The sequence below is a fragment of the Hyunsoonleella pacifica genome, assembly GCF_004310335.1.
In the GTDB taxonomy this organism is placed as follows: Bacteria; Bacteroidota; Bacteroidia; order Flavobacteriales; family Flavobacteriaceae; genus Jejuia; species Jejuia pacifica.
This window is the reverse complement of the sequence record NZ_SIRS01000002.1, coordinates 129,744-153,101: the sequence shown is the minus strand read 5'-3', so window position 1 is coordinate 153,101 and position 23,358 is coordinate 129,744. Positions and strand designations below refer to the sequence as shown.

The 23,358-nt window shown below is 33.3% G+C and carries 22 protein-coding genes; 20 read left to right on the top strand and 2 right to left on the bottom strand.

Translation table 11 applies throughout. From position 1 onward, the window contains the following. The first annotated feature begins 11 nt into the window (after window positions 1-11). The 11 genes from EYD46_RS04100 to EYD46_RS04050 all read left to right on the top strand — a co-directional run bounded on the left by EYD46_RS04100 (window position 12) and on the right by EYD46_RS04050 (window position 15,376). A complete protein-coding gene (locus tag EYD46_RS04100; RefSeq protein WP_130935798.1) occupies window positions 12-1,748 on the top strand; it encodes a hypothetical protein in 1,737 nt (578 codons plus the stop codon). Beyond that, entirely contained in the window at window positions 1,732-2,460 is a 729-nt protein-coding gene (locus EYD46_RS04095; RefSeq protein ID WP_165454332.1) for a hypothetical protein, read from the top strand. Before EYD46_RS04100 ends, EYD46_RS04095 begins: the two co-directional genes overlap by 17 nt. Beyond that, the gene (locus EYD46_RS04090; protein ID WP_130935796.1) at window positions 2,457-4,439 is read left to right on the top strand and encodes a hypothetical protein; all 1,983 of its coding nucleotides are present in this window, start codon (window positions 2,457-2,459) and stop codon (window positions 4,437-4,439) included. Before EYD46_RS04095 ends, EYD46_RS04090 begins: the two co-directional genes overlap by 4 nt. Before the next feature lie 24 nt (window positions 4,440-4,463). Then, window positions 4,464-6,560 carry a hypothetical protein gene (locus EYD46_RS04085; protein ID WP_130935795.1) on the top strand — a complete coding sequence of 699 codons (2,097 nt, stop codon included), beginning with the start codon at window positions 4,464-4,466 and terminating at the stop codon, window positions 6,558-6,560. 31 nt (window positions 6,561-6,591) lie between these two features. Then, the gene (locus EYD46_RS04080) at window positions 6,592-8,754 is read left to right on the top strand and encodes a hypothetical protein (protein ID WP_130935794.1); all 2,163 of its coding nucleotides are present in this window, start codon (window positions 6,592-6,594) and stop codon (window positions 8,752-8,754) included. Window positions 8,755-8,782: 28 nt separating this feature from the next. Continuing rightward, on the top strand, window positions 8,783-11,146 hold the full coding sequence (locus EYD46_RS04075) for a DUF7452 domain-containing protein (protein ID WP_130935793.1): 2,364 nt from the start codon (window positions 8,783-8,785) through the stop codon (window positions 11,144-11,146). A 27-nt stretch (window positions 11,147-11,173) separates the two neighbouring features. After that, the gene (locus tag EYD46_RS04070; RefSeq protein WP_130935792.1) at window positions 11,174-12,586 is read left to right on the top strand and encodes a hypothetical protein; all 1,413 of its coding nucleotides are present in this window, start codon (window positions 11,174-11,176) and stop codon (window positions 12,584-12,586) included. A gap of 215 nt (window positions 12,587-12,801) precedes the next feature. Then, window positions 12,802-13,344, top strand: a complete 543-nt coding sequence (locus EYD46_RS04065) for a hypothetical protein (protein ID WP_130935791.1) — start codon at window positions 12,802-12,804, stop codon at window positions 13,342-13,344. Between the two features lie 19 nt (window positions 13,345-13,363). Further along, window positions 13,364-14,017, top strand: coding sequence for a hypothetical protein (locus EYD46_RS04060; RefSeq protein WP_130935790.1), 654 nt, complete (start codon window positions 13,364-13,366; stop codon window positions 14,015-14,017). Beyond that, on the top strand, window positions 13,987-14,748 hold the full coding sequence (locus EYD46_RS04055) for a sensor histidine kinase (RefSeq protein ID WP_130935789.1): 762 nt from the start codon (window positions 13,987-13,989) through the stop codon (window positions 14,746-14,748). The genes EYD46_RS04060 and EYD46_RS04055 overlap by 31 nt, the downstream gene beginning before the upstream one ends. Further along, window positions 14,735-15,376, top strand: coding sequence for a response regulator transcription factor (locus tag EYD46_RS04050; protein WP_130935788.1), 642 nt, complete (start codon window positions 14,735-14,737; stop codon window positions 15,374-15,376). Before EYD46_RS04055 ends, EYD46_RS04050 begins: the two co-directional genes overlap by 14 nt. 15 nt (window positions 15,377-15,391) lie before the next feature. Here EYD46_RS04050 and EYD46_RS04045 read toward each other — a convergent pair whose 3' ends face one another. Together EYD46_RS04045 and EYD46_RS04040 are read right to left on the bottom strand one after the other, a co-directional pair. Further along, a complete protein-coding gene (locus tag EYD46_RS04045) occupies window positions 15,392-16,411 on the bottom strand; it encodes a transglutaminase domain-containing protein (protein WP_130935787.1) in 1,020 nt (339 codons plus the stop codon). A gap of 11 nt (window positions 16,412-16,422) precedes the next feature. Continuing rightward, window positions 16,423-17,067 (bottom strand): carboxypeptidase-like regulatory domain-containing protein, encoded by a 645-nt coding sequence (locus EYD46_RS04040; RefSeq protein WP_130935786.1) that lies wholly within the window; start codon window positions 17,065-17,067, stop codon window positions 16,423-16,425. A 180-nt stretch (window positions 17,068-17,247) separates the two neighbouring features. Here EYD46_RS04040 and EYD46_RS04035 point away from each other — a divergent pair, with 180 nt between their 5' ends. The 9 genes from EYD46_RS04035 to moaA all read left to right on the top strand — a co-directional run bounded on the left by EYD46_RS04035 (window position 17,248) and on the right by moaA (window position 23,333). Beyond that, window positions 17,248-18,426, top strand: a complete 1,179-nt coding sequence (locus tag EYD46_RS04035) for a molybdopterin molybdotransferase MoeA (RefSeq protein ID WP_130935785.1) — start codon at window positions 17,248-17,250, stop codon at window positions 18,424-18,426. Window positions 18,427-18,432: 6 nt separating this feature from the next. Further along, window positions 18,433-18,771 carry a winged helix-turn-helix domain-containing protein gene (locus tag EYD46_RS04030; RefSeq protein ID WP_130935784.1) on the top strand — a complete coding sequence of 113 codons (339 nt, stop codon included), beginning with the start codon at window positions 18,433-18,435 and terminating at the stop codon, window positions 18,769-18,771. 113 nt (window positions 18,772-18,884) lie between these two features. After that, window positions 18,885-19,625 carry a sulfite exporter TauE/SafE family protein gene (locus tag EYD46_RS04025; RefSeq protein WP_130935783.1) on the top strand — a complete coding sequence of 247 codons (741 nt, stop codon included), beginning with the start codon at window positions 18,885-18,887 and terminating at the stop codon, window positions 19,623-19,625. Between the two features lies 1 nt (window position 19,626). Then, window positions 19,627-20,211 carry a molybdenum cofactor guanylyltransferase gene (mobA, locus tag EYD46_RS04020; protein ID WP_130935782.1) on the top strand — a complete coding sequence of 195 codons (585 nt, stop codon included), beginning with the start codon at window positions 19,627-19,629 and terminating at the stop codon, window positions 20,209-20,211. Further along, on the top strand, window positions 20,195-20,428 hold the full coding sequence (locus EYD46_RS04015) for a MoaD/ThiS family protein (protein WP_130935781.1): 234 nt from the start codon (window positions 20,195-20,197) through the stop codon (window positions 20,426-20,428). The genes mobA and EYD46_RS04015 overlap by 17 nt, the downstream gene beginning before the upstream one ends. An 18-nt stretch (window positions 20,429-20,446) precedes the next feature. Continuing rightward, on the top strand, window positions 20,447-20,890 hold the full coding sequence (locus EYD46_RS04010) for a molybdenum cofactor biosynthesis protein MoaE (protein ID WP_130935780.1): 444 nt from the start codon (window positions 20,447-20,449) through the stop codon (window positions 20,888-20,890). Window positions 20,891-20,939: 49 nt separating this feature from the next. Next, on the top strand, window positions 20,940-21,305 hold the full coding sequence (locus EYD46_RS04005) for a four helix bundle protein (protein WP_130935779.1): 366 nt from the start codon (window positions 20,940-20,942) through the stop codon (window positions 21,303-21,305). Window positions 21,306-21,328: 23 nt separating this feature from the next. Further along, window positions 21,329-22,240: a bifunctional molybdenum cofactor biosynthesis protein MoaC/MoaB gene (gene moaCB, locus EYD46_RS04000; RefSeq protein ID WP_130935778.1), complete on the top strand. Its 912-nt coding sequence runs from the start codon at window positions 21,329-21,331 to the stop codon at window positions 22,238-22,240. A gap of 85 nt (window positions 22,241-22,325) precedes the next feature. After that, on the top strand, window positions 22,326-23,333 hold the full coding sequence (moaA, locus tag EYD46_RS03995; RefSeq protein WP_130935777.1) for a GTP 3',8-cyclase MoaA: 1,008 nt from the start codon (window positions 22,326-22,328) through the stop codon (window positions 23,331-23,333). The last annotated feature ends 25 nt before the right edge of the window (window positions 23,334-23,358 follow it).

Sequence of the window (23,358 nt, the reverse complement as noted above, 5' to 3'; positions counted from 1 at the left end):
ATTTTTTTATCATGAATTATTTAAAACACAACATCACAATAGTTGTACTCCTATTATGGTGTATCACAGCCAATACACAGTCAATTTTAATAGATCAGGGGGTAAATGCAGATGGTTTATGGTGTTTCCCTATTCACAAAAAAGAGAATAGCTACCGTTATTTACCTCAAAGATCAAGACTATCTCTAAAAAATGATAGTATTCCAGAATTTTCATTTTTAAGATACATTTTAGAAAAACCTTCAAATAATACTGCCAAAACAATTACAGAAGCAGGAGGTGGAGGCATACTTAACTTTTTGGTACTATACGATACTCCAGAAGCGTCAGTTTCTAATGCAGAACGCTTTCTAAAGAAAAAATTTGAAAATGATGCCATTACCATTGAAGGCCCAATAGTATTTGATACAGGCAAATACACACTTGTATCTTCTATTCTAAATCCTACCACAGGTAATTCTGAAAAAGCCATACTTGGCACCGGAGAAGCACCTATTCTAGAAAACAGTAAAATACCACTCTCCTTTAGTGTAGACCCAGTGAAATCTAAACTACTACTAGAGAGTTTAAAAATGTCTACGCCAGATGTCTCATTAATTTTTGAATTAGAATTTTCTGGATTAACCGAAAATTATGAAGCCGAGTTAGAAATAGATTGGTCTGAAGTTAAAAAGAGTCATGCTTTTGATGCTGGCGGTAGTATATACTATGTAGGAGCAGATGTAGGCTTTGGTTTTGATAAACTTAGAAAAGACAATGCCATAAAGTTTACAAGTACCGGCAAGGACGAATCTATGGAAAGCCTAGTACAAACCGTGTACGAAAAATTATTAGAACTCATGTTTAAACCTACCCCATTAGAACAGGTACCAGAAGAACATAGAGGTGGTTTAGAAGATGCTTTAGGATCACTATTAGGTTCAAATGGCGCTATGGGTAGTCGCAATACTACTGGCTTTGGGTTAAATGTAAGTTATCAATACAAAGAACACCGTACTACAGGAAAAAGCAATATGGTGTTTAATGGACGAAGTGTGGTTAACAGAAACCACTACATCACTTTTAACGCTGGAGATCTTTATAAAAAATATGGAAATAATAAGGAAATATTTAAAGATGTACCACTATGGGATCCTACGTTTCAACAACGCGATGTATATGTAGGCGTAGATGGCAATATCGAAAAAGAATTCGATAAAATGTTGAATAGTGTTACCGTAAAACTCTACAAGAAACACCAAAATGACTCTATTACTTTAAAAGAAGTTTTACTTACAAAAGACAGCTATAAAAACACTAATGGTAAGTTCGCTATGACCTATTTAAATCATGGAGACAGTAACCAAAACGAATGGCTAAACTACCATTATAAAACCATTTGGAAATTTATAGGGGGAGGTACTTATATCGAAGATTTAAAAAAAGAATCTGCCTCAATGATAAATCTCTACACTCCTTTTGAAAGAAGAAAAATTGAGCTCTCTGGAGACATGCAAGCCCTTAAAGAGCTTAACATAAGAGCTGTTGCTGTAAAAATTAAATACGACTTTTTTGGAGAGCCAAAATCAAAATACGTCACACTTTATCCTAAGGATGAGCTAAGTGAAAAATTCTTCGAAATAACATTACCCAAAGGAATAGAAGATGTTGAATATACTATAACCTGGTATATAAAAAACAGTAGCCCAAAACAAACAACTGGCACGGATAAATACGGGTTAATATTTATTGATGAAGTTCCAAACTAAAAACTTAAAAGACATGATATTTCAGTTAAAATATAGAATACTATTAAGCTTTTTTGCATGCACTTTTGGGTGCTATGCCCAAATCCTAGATGCTTCAGAAGAACTTATTATAAAACTTTCAGACAGTTCAGAAGTAAAAATATACAAGAAAGTAAACGGATTTGATGACACATCAAATGAATACTATTGTTTACCATCACACTTAAAATTCTCTGAAAGCAAGAGTAAAGAGCCTGAATTCTCATTACTCATCTATGCTGAAAAAAGCGGTAACCAAGGAGGAATACTCCATTTCTTAACTACTTGGGGCTTATCTCTACAACAACGCAATGAGGCAGAATCTATTTTAAGAACCCTAAAGGGAGATGAAGCAAGACTCATGGGAGCAGTAACACCAGAGTTAGATACACAGTATTCGAATATTAATATAATAGGCTCCTCTCCCCTAGTTAAAGCCCTAAACACATCAGCTACTAGCTTAGGTAAAGTACCCACTTATTCTAACTCCAAAACAGCGAGTTCGTTCAAGCTTAATAGCTATAATGCGCAAGCATTAAAGACAGCTATAGCAAACAATTCTCAAGATTTAAAAGACATATTTCTCTCTATGCATTTTGTAATCAAGTTTAGAAAAAAAGGAAAAAGCACCCCTCATAAAACAGTTTACAAATTAGAACAGAATTTATACAAATTATTAAATACACAATCATGAAAACAAAAATTAAACAAACAGTAAAATGGGCCATATTATATTGCCTATTATTCACAAGTTTTGTGTCTTTTCAAGCACAAATAGTTGATGACACTAATAAGTTAAGTCTTACGCTTAGTGACGGTACGCAAGTTGTACTATACGGACAAGCCTCTAGTTTATCCGATAGAAAAAGTAAAAATTATTTTTATTTACCAGTATCCCTACGCCTAGGCCAAAAACCAGATACAACACCAGAATTTCTATTTCTACAATACATTACAGAGCAAAACGAAGCAAATGGCGGTATAGGTGGTGCCTTGTTACACATGCTAATGGAGTGGGGTTTAACACCTAAACAACAAAAAGAAGTAGAGCAAATTTTACATGAAGGAAAACAAGGCGCTAGAAAGAAGAGTGTTTTAAAAGGTGCATTAGATGTAAAACCAGATGGAGATAAATCCTTACGTATCATATCTGCAACGTTATCAGACGATAAATTGGCACCATCTGTAGTACAATCATTAAGTGCTCCTGTATTACCTGGGGGAAAAGTAGCAGTAGCATCTAACCTTAGTGCCAATGGCGCACAATTATTAGCAGCCACGTTTAAAAAAACAAGATCTATAACAGATTTATCCATAGAAATGGGCTTTAAATACACTACCCGAATTCCAGCAGCCAAAGGTCGTGTAATTGTCAATTGGAGTGAAGTACAAAGGCACATGGAAAGAGATAAAGCTAAATATGTTGAGGTACATGGTAAAAAGAAAAGAGGGGGCATTTTTGGAGGTATTGTAGATGCTGTTTTTGGAAAAAAATCTGAGGTAAAAAGCAGATCGTATGATGAGGTACGTAGCGTGATAGATTACATGGTAGAAAAAGAATATATCAAAGTAGATTTTGATGAAAACATAGCCGATGATCGTGTTACCAAAATACGAGAAGCCTTTTTTGATTTCTTTTTACAGAAAATGACAGAATCATCAGATTCTGATGCTTTAGCCCCTCCTACAGAAAAAGAAAAGGCAGCTATGCCAAACATTAAATATGGGAAGAAATACACATATAATAGAACCTTTTTTGAAAGTAGTTTTAAAAAGAAAACCGAAACTTATTATCTCAATTACAGATTGGCCGTAGAAAAACCTTTTACGCTTACGGCAAACTTAGCTAGTTGGTATGATGGGGTAAAGAACAACAAAAAATGTGTAGGGTCTGTACTTTTAAACAATCCATTTTTTACACACAGAGACATTAATATGATACTTGATCTAGAGGCCAAGGAAATGTTCGATCAAGAAGTAAACTACGTAACCGTAAATGTTCGAAAAAAACGCAATTCTGGAAACAATTTTAATGACTCCAGAACCATAGATGCAGAACATTTAAAGAAAAACGGATTAAAAGCTACCATAACCTATGCTCGTGGGGAAGATAGAAACCCTGATGTTTACGAATATAAAAGCCAATGGAGTTTAAAAGGCGGAAATCTATATCCACAAGATCCGCAATGGGTTAAAGGCGATTGGCAAGGTTTAACACTATTCCCTCCAATAGTGCCCAGAACTATAGAATTTGAAGCAGATTTAGACGAACTAAGCTCTTTAGGTATCGTTAGAGCTACGCTCCTATTACGCTATTACAAATTTGGACAAGAAATTGAAAGCAACATTCCTCTTACCATATCTAAAGGAGAGCCACTAATTGAAAAAATGATTTTTACTGATCGTAATACCAAAGGCTATGCATATCAACTAGTACTTACCCACAAAGACAAAGGTAAAATGGCTCTAGGATGGGATGATAAAATAAACGATGACTATGTCTATGCCTCTATTCCACAGGAATTAAAAGATGAAGACCCAGACTATTTAGAAAAAATAATCAAAGCAGGAGAAACCATTCTAAAACCTGGAGCCGATGGAAAAGTAAGTAAAGCAGGAGAAATTCTAGAAAAATTTAAAGATGTTATCGGTGTGATAAAAGACGACGAGTAAAGATTTAAAAAAATAAAAACAATCATGAAAATTTTATATAAATATAGTTTGTGTTTGCTATTTGTTACGTTACTACATATAGAAAAAGTAGTGGCTCAGCGGGATTTCGCAATGCAAATTACAGTAGATAAACCTGTTGAAGCAGAAGATGTAGTATTGTTTCCAGGCGTAAAAGACAAAGATTCCTACTGGTACATGTCTAAAAATGTAAAGCTGGCAACTAATGAAGACGGTAGCCCAAAAGTATCCTTTGTAAAATGGGTATATAATGAAGATAATGGAGAAGACGAAGGCTTAGGTGGCGGTGTGCTACATTGCGTTTTTGGATACGGCGCAACTACCGAGCAGTTAAATAAAGCACGCACAGCTCTTAGAAGAATAAATGGAAAGGGAAAAATAGTTGGACCTGTAATTTTTAAAAGTGGTACAGTAACGGTAGCTGTTCCTAAGTTAAATGATCCTGAAAAACAAGAAGTAGTAGCTGTAGCCCCAGCGCCTACGATACAAGGTGCCTATGTGGCTACCAATCTACAATTAGATAAGCGTTCTGCAAGTTTACTTTGGGAGTCATTTGATACACCCAACCCCTTAGTAACTTTCAATTTTAATATGGAATTAGCAGGTTACAACTCACCATTAGAAGCTAAGATTACCATAAACAGAGAGCAAATACATAATTCTAGACGAATGCAAGCAGGTGTTGCCACACCATGGCTTGCTGCAGAAGTAGGTAGCTTTTTTGATGAAATGATTGACAATGGCGCTATTGAGATAGAAAAGATTGGAGAAAATTTTGAAATGCAAGAAGCTATAGATAGAGCTGTAGAAATGGCTACTCAAGAGTTTTTTACGCCATTAGGCAGTTCAGACGGTCCAAACTTATCTCAGTTACAAGGCTTAAACGGTCAAGAACCATCATTTTTAGATAGAGCCTCAGGAGTGCTAAATACAGCTAGACAAGATGCAAGATCTGAAAATCAGCGTATAAGATCAGAGAATAGGCAAGCTGAAGACAGAGCAGAAAGAAGAAATCAAAGAATTCGAGAAGAAAACCGAAGAGAAAGAGAACGTGTAGATCGTGTAAATGAGCAAAACAGAGAACGTATAGAGCGTGAGAGAAGAGAAGCCCAAGAAAACGAAGATGAAGAGGATAGCGAAGAAGATGATGAAGGTGAAGATGATGAAGAGAATCATGATGAGGATAACACACAAGTTACCCCAACAGAAGCTGGTATTACACCAGAAAATGTATCTCAAGATGTATATATTCCTATTGAAGCAGAACAAAGAGATGAAGTTACTGCCAACACCAGAGATGAAGAATCTGTTCCTTCCATAGCTATAGTAGCGTCTTATATACAACGAGAAGTTAGAATATCAGGAAAAAAAGTAATCTCTTTTAAAGAAACATACCCTACAACGATACCAATGCCGTTTGGGGGAAATTTAGGAGTAAGTAGAAAAGACTGTGCTAAATGCTTTTTAGAAGTTAATTTAAATGATCCTGTATTTAAACAACGTCAGCTATTAGCAGTTATAGATGGTTTTAATCAAGATAACTTTTCTCAATTTATCAATTATGCATCACTACAAATAAAGAAAACCCATCAATCTGGTAAAACTACATTTGATGAAGTACGTGTTACACGTAAAAACTTTAATGATGAAGGTAATCTATTTACATTATTGTACGGTTGGAACGGAGATAATGATCGCTCCAAATGGCTGGACTACGAGTACAAAGTAGGTTGGAGTTTCTTTGGAGGAAAAGAATTTGAAACCGATTGGATAAACTCTAATAAAAACACCATAAACCTAAGTGCTCCACTACAACAAAAGGTAATCACAATAGAAGCAGAACGCGATCTTTTGGAAGAGGCTAATGTAAGGTCTATTGATGTTAAAATAATTTACAACTTAGGTGGAGAGGACTTACAAAAACAATTTACAGTTAACACTTCAAAAGACGTACTAAATGGACAAGTAGTTATTATGCTTCCAAAAAACAAACAAGAATATGATTATGAAGTAACATGGAGGTTGTGGGGAGGTAAAGAAGTTAAATCTGGTCGTAAAACTACCTCTTTTGAAGTCTTACAAATTGATGAATTACCCAATTAAGCCTCATCAATAATCACTAAAACAAAATATTATGAAAACATATAGATTATTAATAACACTTATAGTAAGTATTATAAGTTTGATGTTTGTTTCCAGGTTACAAGCACAATCGCAAGATGTACAAACCATAAAGCGATTGGTGGAATTTACATATTTCTCAGATCCTACTGTTAATTCAAGATCTGCAATAAAAAAAGACGACGTTATAAGTGGTACTTATGAAGGTACATTTTGGACAGATACTAATATTGATGAATTGCAAAACTTTGTAAAAGCACTTTTGCAAACACCCGCTAACGGAGGAGATGCTACACTACAAAACTATGTTGCCCAAGTATTACGATTAACAAATAGAAAAATTCTAATATACCTGTGGAATGATGATGCATCCAGAACACGATCCCAATACGCACATCCCAATAAACCTTGCGTAAGTGATTACGATCGTAGCGCTAGCGGCGTAAACAATAGAGTTTGGCCATGTGCCAGTCATTTAACTGTTGCACAAGACCCTAATTGGGGTGGATACGTACATGTTGGGCAATACTATGGACAAGATAAAGGGCTAACAAAACTTAAGGCTACTTTTATTCATGAATTTATGCATACACAAGACCCTGTAAGTGCATTAAACAATAGATTTGAAGTAAACGGTCATCTTTATCGTTACAGTTCAGATGGAACTCATTTTTACACTGAAGCCTTGCCTAATAAACGTGCTGCATACAAAGAAGCCGTGGCAAACACACTTAGTTTAATGTTTGATGGTGCAGATTTAAACCATTATTTAGATTGGTATGCTAATAATGGCAATTTAATAGTGGAAAGAGAAACCCCTCATGGTTTTTTTAGATTTTTCAGAGAAATATTAGGGTATTCAGATGATGTATGGTTATACGATCAAATTAAAGAAGCTATAGGAGCTGGAACACCAGATGGTATTGTTAGAGGTTACGATGCTTACCCAGTACGAAGCCTTCCTGCTCGCTTTATAGTACATAACGAAACCATTACCGCCATGGCCTTGGCTATTACCTCTATGCATGTGAGGGATATAGATCCTTTTATGTTTGGAATTAAAAAAGTTAACGATGCCATAAAAGCAGATCAAAGCAAAGACCCCTTTGCACTAATTCTAAACAAAATGGCTCTAGGACTAACATCAAGAGGAGATTCTTTAGCACAAATTAAAGAGCAATTAGATAGTAGTGGCGTACAAGACTCACCTTACTATATTGTGCTCCCCCTTGCTTACTTCGACTTTTTTACTGGCTACTCAGCATCAAGTAAAAGTGAATTTAATACATTATTCAACAATCAATTAGATAGTACACTTTTAGATATTTATTGGAATTATTTTAAAACCCGCGTGCGTACAGTATCAATTCCCCCTATTCCAAACTCTTCAGGGAGTACTAGGAGTACACAATCAAGAATATGGGACAATCTTACAGATGTGTCTATAAAATGTGGTGTAACGCAAAGTATGATGCCCGGTGTGGAAGATTTTAATTTTGAACCACCATCATCTGGAGATAGTACTTCATCAGGCGCATCAACAGATACAGCTTCAATTGGAGAATCCTCATCAGCAGGTGCATCCACCAGTTCTGACGGGGCATGTCGAGATTGGCCCTCTTTTGGTACAGAAGCTTCTGTAACGGCTAATGGCGTTACCATCCCAGTTTTTAATGCCAATGCAACTCAAAAAAATAATATTGAGCAAACACTTACAAGACTTCCTGCCGATCATTTACGATCTATACCAAGAATAATTATTGTTTCTAATGATGGTCCAAATTATTTTTTAAGCCACCCAGAGCGTGGTGGAGCTTCATGGCGCTGTAATCCTGCCAACAGAGATAAGGAGTGGATTAAACTTTCAGCTTATTCCTTATCAGAAGCAAGAAACCGACGTATAAATTATACATTATTACATGAAATTGGACATTTTATTGATAGAGATCATCAAATACTTTCTGGTCATCAAGAAGAGGCAAGACGCTACCTAAGAGACACAAACTATGGTGGGAGTACAACTGGGGCTGGTGAAGCTATTGCACAAGGCTATATGTACTACTTTGTAACTACTACCGCACAAGAAAGACGTCCTAGAGTACGAGATAGACTACCAAGATATCTTATTGATATTTTAGAAAATAGTACCGCTTGGAATAATCATGAAAATTGGTAAGAATTCTAGTAATAAAAAAAACAAAATCATGAAAACATTTATTTATAAAACAACGTTTCCAAACTTAAGCTTGTTAGTAGTACTACTACTTGTTTCAATAAACGTTAACGCACAATCAGTATTTAAACATACAGCGTCTACAACAAATACAAATCGCCATATTTCATCCATAAACCATGCGAGTACCAATGGAAAAAAAGATAAAATTCTAATTGTAACTCACGATTATGGAAAATCTGGTCCTTACCAAACCAAAGCCTATGGCGTTTGGTATAACGGTAAGAAATGGACTATTTTTAATCAAGATAAGTCCCCTATGACCGCTAAAACACAATTTAATGTTTTAGTAGTCAATAAAAGTGCTAATGCCTTTACCGTGAAAGCTGGGACCAATAGTAAATCGGTAAAACTAAACCATGCGAAATTAAATAACAATCCCAACGCAGCCTTTTTAATTACCCCAAATTGGGGAGCAAGTGGGCCATACAACAAAAGCCCAATAGGTGTTTATTATGCTTCGGGAAGATGGCATATTTTTAATACTGATGGTAAATCCATGCCAACTGGAGCAAAATTTAATGTATTTATAAATTCCAAAATTTTTAAACACAAAGTTACCAATGCAAACAGAAAGCGACACATTACATACATTAACAACAGTACGACCAATAATAAGCCTAATGCTTTAGTGTTTACTACGTTTAATTCTCAAACATCTATAAAGAGTTTTAACAACCCGTTAGGTGTGTGGTATAGTGCCAATAAATGGACCATTTATAATGAAAACCGAAAACTCTTGGCAGGGAATGAAGCGTACAATATGCTTTCACTACCATCAACATCATCTAGTATTCCCATAGTGTACAAACCTGTTATTAAAAAGCCACCTGTAGTTATAAAAACTGAAAAGACACCAACCAAAGTAGACTCCGAAGGCTTAAGAAATATAGGTTTGGTAAAATATAAACCTATTAGAACGAATAGTGGTACGCCTACTGATAAAGAACGAAAGGGTCCAGATATTACAAAATATGAAGATATAGAATCTACTTTAGAGGGAGATAATTATGTGTCATTTCTAGAAAAACTTAATGTATTTAGAAAAATCTATAAAGACCAAAACACAAACTCTAATGTATACTACTATTTTCCTGCAGAATATACCTTAAAATGGAATAAAGACACCAATGAGTATGCATTTAACATTTACTATATGTCGTCAGAAGGAGGCAAAGGCAGTGTATTGGTAAATGCAGAGTTAACACCGCAAGTTAGTAGTGAGGATGTAAAACTTGCAGAGAAACTATTGGCAGCAAAACTCAAAAAACCTGTAAAGTTAATGCCAATGGATCTTAGAGATGTTCCTAAGGTAGACTTTGGAGCCACACTTACTAACTTTAATGTAAAAGCAGAAAGTATAAATTCCAGTGTACCTTCAGACTATCACAAACCCATCATTCTAGATTGGAGAATGGACAGTAATATTGATGATTTTGTAGGTGCCATGTTAAATAACATAGGTGTTAACATCAATCTAGAATTTAGACCCTATGGAGACGAAACTACAGTAATTAATGTTCCTGTAAATTTGGAAGTTAACTCTCCTATGACATTTGGGAAAATAGAATTTAATCAAACTACAGAAATCATAAATGGATGGACCAACACTCTGGATTACCCCATCATACCAAAACAATTAGTTTTACAAAAAAAACAAGGTAACAAAACCTATTTTGAAACTGTTGTTTTGCAGAGTAATGAAATTCCAACAAGTGAAACACTACACTTAGATGATACAACTATAAATAAACTTCAAAGCAGTAATAACATTACAGCTTTATGGTTAGACTATGCACTAAATAAAGATTGTAATACATGTAATCAAGAAGTTAAGAAAAAAATTATAGGCGGTACCTCAGGAAGCCAAATTACCAATTTGGAAATTCAGGTATTAAATGTACTAGAATATACTGATGCACATTCCATGAAATTGCTCATTAAATCGGTTCAAGCAGATCCTAATGGCGTAAATGAAATTACTTTCCCTGCGATAACCATTGCTGAAGATGGACAAACCCATGAGGGGATTCAGCTATTTGTACCCGAGGGTAAAGAGCTTTTTTATCAATACCAATTAATTACCATAAAAAAAGATGGAGAGGTACAAACAAGTGCATGGCAAAATAGCAGTTCTAGCCTACTAGTGCTAGGGGAAAGTCAAATTAAATCTATGGAAGCTTATAATGAGAAGTCCGATATAGAAAAAGCTAAAGATTCTGCTATTGAAAAAGGAAAAGAGAAACTCATTGAAAAGGGAAAGGAAATTCTTGAAGACATATTTAGTAAGAAAGAAGATGATAAAAAAGAGAATTCAGGAAACGGTAGTAATTAATAAACAGTACTCAATACATTAAAAGCTATGAGGGTTAGTCAAAGTTCAATACGCATAATTTTTGTTTTCACATTATGTATATTCAATCTGTTATCTGCACAACCAGAATTTGGTTCTAGAGAAGAAATAGAAGGAATAGTTATTTTTCATGACAAGACTAGCCCTCTTTTATTTTATTATGAACCTGGAGACCTTATCCTAGATAAAACAGCAAACGGAACACCAGACTTTAGGTTTCTAGACATGCGTTATACCGGTACTAAATGCTATGACGACATTGGAGAAAAAAGATTCAAGAGTTTATTACAATTTGGTGTTGTAATGAAAAAAATAGAACCTGAAACCCTTAAACGTATAAAAACACGTTTAAAAAAGCATGGTAACATTAAAATAAAACCTCTACCTATATCACATATTAATACAAGGCTCATACTTCCTGTAGAAAATAACAAATACGCAACTATTGATCATGATGGAGCGCTGGAAGCTGCTGATAAATCAGGATTTTCAAGCTCAAAATCATTTTGGACCAAACGTACTTATACCGTATCCTTAACCAAATATGAATCTCAATTATTTAACAAACAGTTAAAAAACAAGCTAATAGGCTTAAGCTTAAACTACTCATACAACGCTAATGTCTGGTTTCCAAACGAAGAATCTATATCTGGTTCAAGAGATGTAAAAGCGCATTTTGAAAAAGACAGCGTTCTAGATACAGCAAACAACATCAAGAACAAAATCGTAAAAAATAATACGTTAAGCATAGAAATTGATACAGATAAATTTACAGAAGTAATTAAGCAAATAGATTTAAACGAAGAGATTCCCCCAACCTATGCCGCTGTGGAAGTAAAATGTTATGATTTTACCGAAAACTTACGACCAGAGCTATACATGAAAATTATTGAAGTTGAAGCTGTAAGCGTAAACAATAGTGAACCCATTACATACAAAGTAAAGTTTTTAGAAAAGCACCCTAGCCTATTTACACAACATATCAATTTTCCTTATGCTGTAAATATGAACTTACCCATGAGATACAGAGTTACTGAAATTGATACTAACGGAAAACGAAAAATACTGGATTGGGTAGAAAAACCTGAGTGTTCATCAGTTATCGATGTAACTTCAGTAAGTAAAGAACAAAAGATTGTTAACAATGTATTAGATGTAGAAATAGACAAAGCCTATTTTGATGATGAAATAACACATACAATAGAATTTCAATTAATATATCATTATAACAACCAAATTACAACCCAAACTTTAGTATTTCAAAAGGAAGATAATATCCCTGTAAAATCCATTCATTATAAATCAGATAAAGAGTCAGAAGTATTGTACACAACAAAAAGAAAAAATGAAAATGATGAAGTATCTGCTTCAGATGAAAAAATACTACAAGATGATTATATATTTATAAACTATAATGAATAGCAACTGCCTAATTCATTATTAATGTACAAAAATTATTATGGGTGTTTTTCCCCTTTTTTGCACCAAATACATCATCAAAAATCAAAAAAACACAACACAATGCACTGATAAACAAAACCTTGAATAAAAATCCATTTAATATCATAAATACATAGCATTATAAAATCAAAATATTAATCTGTATTTTTGATGTAAACACAAAAAACATCTTAGTCATGAAACCAAACTTTTTAGTTAAACCTACACTCATACTTTTAGCACTAGCAGTAAGCTTTATATCCTGTAAGAATAATAATAACGTGCCGGACAATAATGATAATACAGAGCAAGAAAAACCAAAACCTACAAAGCCCCCAAGACAAACCATTAGTTATAAATATGCCAAAACCTTGGAAGAAGAGTTTGTAAATACTAGGTATAAAGCAATAAAGAAAGTATTAAATGTTGATGATACACGAGAGTTTTGGTTTGACCTGGAAGAACTTAAAAAATATATCGCTTATGTAGAATACGAGGCAGATAGATTAGGATATGAAAATTTAGGTATTAGAATTTATAACGGTGCCTATCCTGATGACAAAAAATTCCCAGATCCTGGACTCTCTACCGTTTTTTTAGTACCTACAGGAGACGAAAAGCCTAAGAGTAAAGGGGGTATTTTAACTTTTAGCATTCCTTTGAGTCCTGAAAGTAATAATATTACTGAAATTCAATCATATAATTATGGGCAAGCTGGACGCCCTCCTAAAAAAATGTAACAAAATTAAACTCGAATAAATGAATATTGACTATACAACGCTATTAAGTTATTCTATTAATTTATTCGAGTTATTAGCTGTTTGTAGTGCTGCTATAAATTACAAGAAATACAAGTATTCTTCCGAAAGCTATTTTTTACATTTTTTAATACTAACGTTTATAGTTGATACTATTTTAGGTAAATTAGTAGGCAAGTATACAATCATCAATAACATCTGGCTTTATTATGCTTACACCGGTTTAAGCTTTCTATTTTATTTTTGGTGGTACCATACTGTTTTAAAAAATACGCTTCAAAAAAAAGTAATTATCTTATTTAGTGTACTTTTTCTCCTTGTGTACTTTGTATGTGGTAGTCAGGTTGATTATCACAAATACGTGTTTGTTCTTGGTGCTGTTTTTTTACTTGTACTAACAGGGTTTCATTTACACGACTTAATCAATGCTGATGATCATGCTCTAAAAATTAAGTACAAACTTAGTTTTTGGATAACTATAGCTCTGGTACTATTTAATGTTGGCATGATACCTTTTATCTTATTATCAAAATATTTTAATGTTTGGATTTATAATTCAGCTTTTACTATCATTTTATTTTTTCTTAATTTGATTTTGTATGGTTGTTATATCATTGGATTTACATGGACGAAAACGAAATACAATCAGTTCTAATCATATCTTCGGTTGTACTGTTCTCTGTAGTATCAACCATGATTTCACTTTTCCTACTTTTTAGAAAAAGGAAAAACGAACTATTATTAGAAAAACAACACGCAAAACAACAATTTGAGCAGGAAATATCTAAGGCTCAAATAGAAATTAGAGAAGAAACGTTTAGAAACATAAGTTGGGAATTACATGATAATATTGGGCAATTACTTACCTTAGCTAAAATACAATTACAAACAAATACAGATATCGATGAAATAAAAGCAACCATAAACAAAAGCATTAAAGAAGTAAGAGTGTTATCTAAATTAATAAACCCAGATGCTCTAAAAAAAATGACTCTTGAGCAAGCCATAAATGACGAAATAAACCGTTTTAATAGGCTTAAGTTTATAAAATCGAGCATTAGCGTTACGGGAAATAGAAAAAACTTAGATCATAAAATTGAGATTGTTTTTTTTAGAATTTTACAAGAGTTCTTTTCAAATACTATAAAACATGCACGTGCTACGCATTTAGATATTACACTCAACTACCAGCCAAACGAATTGATAATTTCAGCCAAAGACAATGGTAGAGGCTTTCTTTTAAAAGATCAAGAGAACTCCGGCATTGGTATAAGTAATATAAAAAATAGAGCTAAATTGGTAAATGCTAGTGCTACTATAGAAACTCAACCTCAAAAGGGCACTAAACTAACTATTACATACCCATACTACGATGAAAACACATAAAATAGTAGTGGTTGAAGACCATACTTTATTATCGCAAGCCATAGCTAGTTTAGTGAATTCTTTTGAGGGTTTTCAAGTATTGTATACTTGCAAAAATGGTATGGAATTACTAACTAAACTAAAAACCCCAGCGAATATTCCAGACATCATTCTCATGGATGTAAATATGCCCATTTTAAATGGTATTGAAACTACAGAAGCTCTAAAAAATGAATATCCAAAGATTAAAGTACTCGCGCTCTCTGTTGAAGAAAATGATGATACCATTATTAAAATGCTAAAAGCAGGAGCAAAAGGTTATTTACTAAAAGATGTAGAAAAAGATATTTTAGAAATAGCACTACTAGAAACTATAGAAAGAGGCTATTATCATACTAAAGATGTATCTGATGTTTTAGTAAAATCCTTAACCAATGATGATTCTGACAAAATACAATTAAAGGAAAGGGAATTAGAATTTATAAAACTTGTATGTTCTGAATTAACCTACAGAGAAATAGCTGATAAAATGTTTTTGAGTCCTAAAACAATAGACGGGTATAGAGATAATCTATTTCAAAAACTAAATGCAAAAAATAGAATAGGTTTAGTATTGTATGCCATTAAAAATGGTATCTATAAAATATAAAAAAGCTTCCTCAAGCTATTTAGTTTTTGAATTAAAAACCTTTACAGTGTAGGATGTAATAATAACATTACCAACCTTGGCATGTACATCGTATACTCCAGTTTTATCAAAAAAGCATTGTAACTCCAATATACCATTACTAAAAGACCTTTTGTTGATTTTTAATGCTCTAACATTACTATCAGTTACTAGCTTAATATCCTTTAAGTATGATGAGTTTAGCACATCAAATTGAAAAATAATCACTTCTCCTGTATTAATTCGTGTTACTAACGCTTTAGGGGTTTTGGGAATAACCTCATATTTATAGGTACTTCCATAAATTATTGGTGCATTCACAAAATCCTTCAACGATGGCGGGCTACCATCTAACAACAACCAATTATTATTAATGGGATAATGATTTTTAACAAAAAGCCTAGGGTCTGCCAAAAAGAAACCATCATTATAATCTTTAACAAAAGTATATTCATCTAGGTTGAAGTAACCACTAGCTTGGGTAGTATCAGCAAAATACCATTTACCGTTAAGCTTTACAACATTCCATGAATGATTTGGGAAATCTACACTACCCACATTGTTTTCTGTGTTACGCCCATAGCCATCTATTGTTTCACATTCAATACCAGCTAAATTTACAAGAGCTTTAAGTATGTAGGCATAACCAGAACAAATGGTTTTTTTATTACGCAAGAGACGTTTAAATACTTTAGACTGTACCTTCCGATTCCATTTAGAAAACCCTTCTTGGTCATGTATCAGTTTCCTTCTTTTTTTTAGTGTAGCTACACTAAAATAATGATCGCTTTCAATGTTTAAACACACCCAAGTATGAATAGACCTAAACTGTTCTACTTGGGTGTTTAAATTATGAGTTAATTGGTGTACCAATAGGGGCAGATTTTGTAAGGATGCATTGGCATGGAGTCTTGCTATACTATCGGCTCTGTTAAAATCAATATGCTCAAAATCAGATTTCTGGGCATAATTCTCATAACAGCACAGTACAAGCACAAAAAACAAATAACATCGCATAAAGAGAAATATTATCTACCTTTAGAGCTATACACTTTAGAAGTTTGTACTTCGCCTAATAGGTCAATATCGGCGGCAGTTAACTTTATTTTTAAAAACTTTTGATCTTGTTTTATAACAACTTCCTGTGGTTCGTAGCCAATATAACTTATAATAAGTATATCACCTTGCTGTAATGGTTTTGGAAATTTAAATTTACCATCAAAATCTGCAATAGCACCTACTTTAGAGCCTTTAAGTAAAATATTCGCTCCTGCTAGTGGTCCAGATTCATCTTCTACAATACCTGTTAATTGTGCATTATCAACAATCGCTTTAGTTTCTGTTTTAATCTTCCCCATTTTCTCTTGTGCCTGAATAGCCTGTAAAGAAAATAAAGATAATATAACAATTGCCGCAATATTCCACAGTTTAAACGTATTGGTATGAGGTTTTGAATTTTCCATAGATCTGTTTATTTGAGATGATTTAAAAAAGCCGCATATTCCATGCTGTCTATTATTAAGATAATCGATAATTTGAGTATCAGACATTTGTCTGAAGTCAATAACTTCCTTTTTACAAGAATTACAGAAACCTCCAGTTTGCGTTTTTTGAAACTGACTAAATTGTTCTGAGCACGGGTTACTAATTGAGATACTAAAATTTTTGTCCATAATATTAATTTTTTGTTATCTCGAAACTAAAAATAAGAAATATTGTAAACTATTTAGTTTTATTGAAAATAGATTTTGAGTGAGTGAATATAACGTTTGACTTAGTAATTATTTTTTTGAATAGTTTTAACTTTAAAATATGTTTTCGTTATATTTGCATGGATATAACGAAAATAATTTATGATCTCTATCTCCGAAGCAATTTCTTCTGTAAAAACTAACGTAAAACCATTATTACAATCAACCACAAAAAAAGTTGAAAAAGCAGGTGGTTATGAGTTATTTGAAGATATCGCATCCCCTATTAATATGCCGCCTTTCAGGCAATCTGCCATGGATGGTTATGCATTGAATTTACATGATAATTTGTCCTATAAACTAATTGGTGAAGTAAAAGCTGGGGATGAGTATAAATTCGAATTAAAGCAAGGAGAAGCTATTCGTATATTTACAGGTGCAGCAGTACCAGATTCTGCCAATGCTGTAATGATGCAAGAAAAGGTAGAAGTAGATGATAATACAATATCTATTACCCATCAAGTTAAACCAGAACTAAATATTCGCCCTTTAGGAGAACAAGTAAACATTGGAGATATCGCTTTAAAAAAAGGTACAAAGTTAACACCTGCAGCCATTGGATATTTATTGTCTTTAGGTATTACTGAAGTTTCAGTCTACAAAAAACCAAATATTGCTATAATCACGACAGGAAACGAACTTATAGCACCTGGACAAGAACTTTCTCATGGGAAAATTTATGAAAGTAACTCCAAAATGTTATTAAGTGCTTTATATAATTTAAAGTTTTATGATGTAACACTTTATAAAGTTGAAGACGATTACAGTAAAACTGTTGAAACACTCAACACAGCTTTAAATAACAATGATTTGGTATTAATTACAGGTGGTATCTCAGTTGGCGATTACGATTTTGTTGGGAAAGCACTCAAAGAATTAAACGTTGAAGAACTATTTTATAAAGTGAAGCAAAAACCTGGGAAGCCTTTGTTTTTTGGAAAAAAAAGTAACACAAATATTTTTGCATTACCAGGCAATCCTGCTGCTGCTTTATCTTGTTTTTATGTGTATGTGTATATCGCTCTACAGAAAATGATGTATCGTAATACTTTGGAATTATCAAGGGTTACTGCAACTGCATCCAATCCCTTTCAAAAGAAAGGAGACAGACCGCAGTTTTTAAAAGGTATTTATGATAACGGACAGGTTGAAATTTTAGACGGACAAAACTCTTCAATGCTACAAACCTTCGCATTAGCTAATGCCTTAGTGTTTGCTCCAGAGGATATCACTGATATTAAAACAGGAGATGAGATAGAAGTGATTTTATTACCAAATTAAAAACCTATGGGCTATAAAATAAAAAGCAGAATATGGATAGAATCTGAAGACAATGTACTTCTAGGCGAAGGCAGAGTACATTTACTAAAAGCTATTGATGATACAGGCTCATTATCAAAAGCTGCTAAATCATTAAATATCTCTTATAAAAAAGCATGGCAAATGCTAGACGCTGTAAACAAATCAGCTAAAAAACCAGTTACAATAAATAGTATTGGTGGAAAAGGTGGTGGTGGTGCTGAACTTACAGAATATGGAAAATCTTTGGTTAACGCCTTTGATGAGATTAACAAGAATTGTTGGGCGTTTTTGGATAAGGAATTGGCTAGAATTGAAAAACTATAATTAAAATATTAAACGCTTGTCATTTCGAACAACGTGAGAAATCTCACCTGAATAATGAGATGTCTCAATCGTACCTCATTTCGACATGACAAAGACTGAATAAATTAACATAAGTGCTACAAATAGAAAACATATACCTATTCCTCATCATACTACCCATAGTATCATTCCTGTATGCCAGTGTGGGACATGGTGGTGCAAGCGGATATTTGGCATTAATGGCATTATTTTCTTTTGCACCAGAAACTATGAAACCTACTGCCCTATTGCTTAATATTTTTGTAGCAGGCATTTCATTTTACTATTACTATAAGGCGGGACATTTTAATAAAAAACTATTTATGTCTTTTGCTATAGCCTCAATTCCATTGGCGTATTTTGGTGGTACTTTAGAAGTTGATGCTTCTATTTATAAGAAGATTTTAGCAGTATTACTCATCTTCGCTATTTTAAAAATGCTTAATGTATTTGGGAAAGAAAGCGATAGTATTACATCTGTAAAACTGTGGCAAGGGATAATTGTTGGTGGCATAATAGGTTTCTTTTCAGGGCTAATAGGCATTGGTGGTGGTATTATTTTAACACCTATCATATTGTTATTGCATTGGGGTAATATGAAAGAAGCTGCAGCCGTTTCTGCCCTATTTATTTGGGTAAACTCTGCTGCTGGTTTAATAGGGCAACTACAAAGTGGTGTATCGTTACAAAGTGGTTCGTTTTTACTTGTAGCAATTGCTCTAACAGGCGGCGTTTTAGGTGGTTATTATGGTAGTAAAAAGATAAACAATCAGAGGTTAAGATATATTTTAGCAGTTGTACTCATCATAGCTTGCGTAAAATTAATGTTTACTTAAAATGATAGATAAAGCAGACATAACTGGTATTATTTTAGCGGGTGGAAAAAGCTCTAGAATGGGTACTGATAAAGGATTTTTAAAGTTGAATACAAAACCCTTTGTACAATATAGTATTGATGCTTTAAAACCATTGGTTTCTAATATTATTATTGTGTCAGATCATTCAGAATATGATAGCTTAGGGTATAAGCGTATCACAGACGATATTAAAGAAGCTGGTCCCGTTTCAGGAATTTATTCTGGTTTAAAGGCTTCAGAAACAACATATAATTTGGTTTTGAGTTGTGACATTCCTTTAATAACAACAATTGTACTCCAAAAATTAATTGATGCCGCTGATGAAGACTCAGAAATTATTCAGGCTGAAAGTAATGGCAAAACCATGCCTTTAATTGCATTATACAAAAGTAATATAAGAGACACATTCAAAAGTTTTTTAGAACAAGATGAACGCCGATTACGAATAGCCATAAAAGCGTGTAAGCATAAGAATGTTGTGTTAGATGAAACACATCAAAACGCCACATTAAATGTAAATACAAAAGAAGAATTAAAACATATTGAAGATGTTTATAACCATTAAATATTTCGGACAAATAGCGGAAGTCACGAAGAAACATGAAGAGCAATTAGAAGTCTCAGAAGGTGCTGTTTCAGAACTTTTAGATGCTCTAAACACTAAATATTCTAACTTAAAAAATAAAGATTTTCAAATTGCACAAAATCAGAAATTGGTGTCTTTAGATGCAAAATTAACTGGTGCAGAAATTGCGTTATTACCTCCTTTTTCTGGTGGATAAATAAAAAATATTAAAGTAATGATAAATAAGAAACCAAAAAACGTATTTAGAGAAGGTGCTATATCATCTGATTTTATAGGAAACTCTATTTATAAGCACCAAACTAAAACTAGTATAGGCGCGCATAATATTTTTCTAGGGCAGGTTCGTGCCGATGAAATTGACGGAAAAACGGTTGCTGCTATCGAATACACAGCTTATGAAGATATGGCAAACCAAAAATTTCATGAGATACGGGAAACTGCTTTTGAAAAATTTGAATTGACATGTATGCATATTTATCACAGTTTAGGTACTGTAAAAGCAGGAGAAATATGTCTATTTGTTTTTGTATCCTCGCCGAGGCGAAAAGTAGTTTTTAAAGCTTTAGAATATATCGTTGAAGCCATAAAAGCAGATGTTCCTGTTTTTGGGAAGGAAATCTTTGAAGATGAATCTCATCAATGGAAAGTTAATTCGTAAATAAGTTTAATTGTTGATTTGTTTAACTGTTTAATTGTAAAAAAGGACAATGGCATATACGTTTTCATTTGAAAAATTGAATGTTTGGGCAGATTCAAAAGAATTGGTCAAAGAAATTTATTTAATAACTAAAGATTTTCCGAGTGAAGAAAAATTTGGTTTAACAAATCAGTTAAGACGTGCTTCTATTTCTGTAGCTTCAAACTTAGCTGAAGGTACCTCAAGAATTACAAATAAAGACAAAGCCCATTTTTCAACTATGGCTTTCAGTTCGTTAATGGAAGTAGTTAATCAACTCATTATTGCCAACGAATTAAATTTCATAAAACAACATGAATATCAAAAACTTAGAAGTGAAATTGAAAAAATTTCAAATAAGTTAAATGCACTACGAAAATCACAATTAAACAAATAAACGATTCAACACATCCACATCAAATGGTCGATATCACACATAAAAATACAACACTAAGAATCGCAGTAGCACAAGCAATTGTAAAAGTAAGTAAACCTGAAACGATCGAGGCTATTAAAAACGATACTGTTCCAAAGGGAAACGTATTTGCTATGAGCAAAGCGGCTGGACTTTTGGGCGTAAAACGCACGCCTGATATTTTACCCGATTGCCATCCCTTGCCTATTGAATTTACTGGTATTGAATATAAAATTGATGGTTTAGAAATTACGGTACTATTTACTGTAAAAACTATTTACAAAACTGGTGTTGAAGTTGAGGCAATGCATGGTGCGAGTGTCGTGGCCTTAAATATGTATGATATGTTGAAACCTATTGATAAAGGCATTGAAATTCATGCCATTAAACTTCTCAAAAAGAAAGGTGGTAAATCAGATTTCAAGGACACCTTTAGAAAGGATTTAACAGCAGCTGTGGTAGTATGCAGCGATAGCATTTCTGCTGGGCAAAAAGAAGATAAAGCTGGAAAAGCGATTATTAAAAAATTGGAGGAATGCAATGTAAAAGTAAATGAATATGTAATTATTCCAGACGAAAAAGATAGCATTCAACAAAAGGTAACATCATACCAAGAACTAGGGATAGATATGGTAATTTACACTGGTGGGACAGGGCTTTCTGGACGGGATATTACCCCTGAGGCTTTGCTTCCAATTTTGGATAGACGTATCCCAGGTATTGAAGAGGCTATTAGGAGCTACGGACAAGGTCGTATGCCCTTTGCAATGCTTTCTAGAAGTGTTGCTGGAACTATTGGAGATACTTTAGTTTTGGCACTTCCAGGTTCTACAAATGGCGCTAAAGAATCTATGGATGCCATTTTTCCTGCGATATTACATAGTTTTAGAATTTTAAAAGGAGTGAGACATGATTGAAATGTTTATACGTGGAATCGTTAAATCGTTTATAGAGCAGCCGATTAAACAGTTAAACAATTAAACGGTTACACATAACTAAGATATGAGCGAAAACAAAAATATATTACAAGATACCCACGGTAGAGATCATACCTATTTGCGTATTTCGTTAACAGAACGTTGTAATTTACGCTGTACCTATTGCATGCCGGCTAACGGTGTACCTTTATCGCCTAAAAGTCATTTAATGACCTATGAAGAAATATATGATATCGCTAAAACCTTTGTAGATCATGGTGTTACTAAAATTCGCTTAACAGGAGGCGAGCCTTTGGTTAGAAAAGACATTCCTGTAATTTTAGAAAAATTAGCGACACTTCCAGTAGAACTTTCCATCACTTCAAATGCCGTAATAATTGATAAATTCATTGACGTTTTAAAGGTAAATCGTGTTACTAAAATCAATGTAAGTTTAGACTCTTTGGATGAAAGTAAGTTTAAGCATATTACTAGACGTCATGAATTTAAGCGTGTTTACGATAACATTTTATTACTAGTAAAAGAAGGGTTTACAGTTAAAGTGAACGCAGTTTTAATAAAAGGGTTTAATGACAATGAAATCATCGATTTCATCAATTTCACTAAAGATTTACCTGTTTCTATTCGTTTCATTGAATTTATGCCTTTTGATGGTAATAAATGGGATATGAGTAAAATGGTATCGTATGCAGAAGTGATACAATACGTTAACAATGCTTTTAAAGAAAATGATATTATACGTTTACAAGATGCGCCAAATGACACCTCAAAAAACTATAAAATAAAAGGATATAAAGGTAATTTTGCCATTATAAGTTCGGTAACCAACCCATTTTGTGATTCTTGCAATAGATTACGTTTAACAGCAAACGGCCAATTAAAAAACTGTTTGTTTTCTGCTACAGAATCTGATCTATTAACGGCTTTAAGAGCAGGAAAATCGATTGAACCGATTGTTCAAAAAGCGGTGCAAGCCAAATTTAAAGTACGTGGAGGCATGAATACTTTAGAGAAACTTCAGAAACCTGATTTACATTCAAAAAACAGAAGCATGATTACTATTGGAGGATAATCTACAGAATATTTACTTTTGAAAG